The organism is Fructobacillus fructosus KCTC 3544 (assembly GCF_001438695.1).
GTDB lineage: Bacteria > Bacillota > Bacilli > Lactobacillales > Lactobacillaceae > Fructobacillus > Fructobacillus fructosus.
In genome coordinates this window covers 3,180-3,978 of the sequence record NZ_JQBH01000023.1, presented here as the reverse complement: position 1 = coordinate 3,978, position 799 = coordinate 3,180, and the positions used below count along the sequence as shown (strand labels likewise).

The window sequence follows — 799 nt, the reverse complement described above, 5'->3', positions numbered from 1 at the left end:
CCCCGCCGACTTTCTACCATTGCCTAAGGAAGTATTGCCTGACTCAGGTAAGTCAGCGGCAGAAAAGAATAACAATGATCGTGTTATTGGTTCAGGATTCACGCAATTCTTTTTAGCCGCTGGAACAAATACCGACGAATAGGTGAATAAAGGAAAACAATAAAGGAAAGTAGCATGAATAAAAAAACAAAATCAATTTTTGTTGTTGGTTTATTTCTAGGTGGCTTCATTATCTTAATTTCTTGGATGTACCTGTCACCTAAAACTTATCCTGATTCACATGACATACCCACGCAATATCAGACAATTAAAAGTGCCGATAAAGGGTACATTATCATTCATAAAGCTGGGTGCAAGAGATGTCGCCAGGCTTCTAAGTCTATTGTTCCCGCTTTGTCAGATGTTAAAGTGCCGATATTGGTGGTTGAAGCAGGTAAAGTGCAGACTGAAGTTAAACATGATTCATCTTACCCCAATATTTTAAGCCTTTATCAGGTCAATAATTATCCAACCATTCTGCACTTAAAGGGTGGTGTAGTAGTTGATCGTTATTCAGGCACTAATCGAGATAAGATTGAACGAATACTGAAGGGAAGGAATTAATGCGTTTTTTAAACAAACTAAAATTTAAAAAAACTTCTCTTTCAAAAAAATCTATCTTCATTCTAGCTTTATTTCTGGTTATATTGGGTTGTTTAGTTTTTCAAACTTTAAATAATATGAATCAATTGTCTAACCTTAGTGCCACTGCCGATAAGGGTCCGGTGAAGGATAGTCGCTCAAAAAAAGAGATTACAAC

1 protein-coding gene and 1 pseudogene are annotated in these 799 nt (G+C 36.3%); both read left to right on the top strand.

Annotated elements, in window-relative coordinates; genetic code table 11:
• The first annotated feature begins 174 nt into the window (after positions 1-174).
• On the top strand, positions 175-603 hold the full coding sequence (locus IV71_RS07850; protein ID WP_010690512.1) for a thioredoxin domain-containing protein: 429 nt from the start codon (positions 175-177) through the stop codon (positions 601-603).
• A pseudogene (locus tag IV71_RS08405) lies at positions 603-799 on the top strand (hypothetical protein); the annotation flags it as partial. The gene IV71_RS07850 and the pseudogene IV71_RS08405, both read left to right, overlap by 1 nt.